This is a genomic window from Bacillus sp. Cr_A10 (assembly GCF_029222665.1).
Classification (GTDB): domain Bacteria; phylum Bacillota; class Bacilli; order Bacillales_A; family Planococcaceae; genus Psychrobacillus.
Genome location: NZ_JARHXR010000017.1, coordinates 1 through 1,122, shown reverse-complemented (window position 1 = coordinate 1,122; position 1,122 = coordinate 1). Strand labels below are relative to the sequence as shown.

The following is a 1,122-nucleotide window of genomic DNA, read 5'->3' as shown; positions in this document are numbered from 1 at the left end:
TCACACCTCACTGCTTGGACGTGCATAACCAACAGCACGCTTACCCTATCCTACTGCGTCCCCCCATCACTCAAACGGCGGGGTGGTGGTACAGGAATATCAACCTGTTGTCCATCGTCTACGCCTATCGGCCTCGACTTAGGTCCCGACTAACCCTGAGCGGACGAGCCTTCCTCAGGAAACCTTAGTCATACGGTGGATGGGATTCTCACCCATCTTTCGCTACTCATACCGGCATTCTCACTTCTAAGCGCTCCACCAGTCCTTCCGGTCTGACTTCAACGCCCTTAGAACGCTCTCCTACCACTGATACCATAGGTATCAATCCACAGCTTCGGTGATTTGTTTAGCCCCGATACATTTTCGGCGCAGCGTCACTCGACCAGTGAGCTATTACGCACTCTTTAAATGATGGCTGCTTCTAAGCCAACATCCTGGTTGTCTAAGCAACGCCACATCCTTTTCCACTTAACAAATACTTGGGGACCTTAGCTGGTGGTCTGGGCTGTTTCCCTCTTGACTACGGATCTTATCACTCGCAGTCTGACTCCCAAACATAAATCATTGGCATTCGGAGTTTGTCTGAATTCGGTAACCCGGGATGGGCCCCTAGTCCAAACAGTGCTCTACCTCCAAGATTCTCGCGTTTGAGGCTAGCCCTAAAGCTATTTCGGAGAGAACCAGCTATCTCCAGGTTCGATTGGAATTTCTCCGCTACCCACACCTCATCCCCGCACTTTTCAACGTGCGTGGGTTCGGACCTCCAGTAAGTGTTACCTTACCTTCATCCTGGACATGGGTAGATCACCTGGTTTCGGGTCTACGACCACATACTCATTCGCCCTATTCAGACTCGCTTTCGCTGCGGCTCCGTCTCCTCGACTTAACCTTGCATGTAATCGTAACTCGCCGGTTCATTCTACAAAAGGCACGCCATCACCCATTAACGGGCTCTGACTATTTGTAGGCACACGGTTTCAGGGTCTATTTCACTCCCCTTCCGGGGTGCTTTTCACCTTTCCCTCACGGTACTGGTTCACTATCGGTCACTAGGGAGTATTTAGCCTTGGGAGATGGTCCTCCCGGATTCCGACGGAATTTCACGTGTTCCGCCGTACTCAG

General features: G+C 51.6%; 1 rRNA gene. It reads right to left on the bottom strand.

Going from position 1 to position 1,122, the window contains the following annotated elements:
- Positions 1–1,122, bottom strand: a 23S ribosomal RNA gene (locus P2Q73_RS16235); the annotation flags it as partial.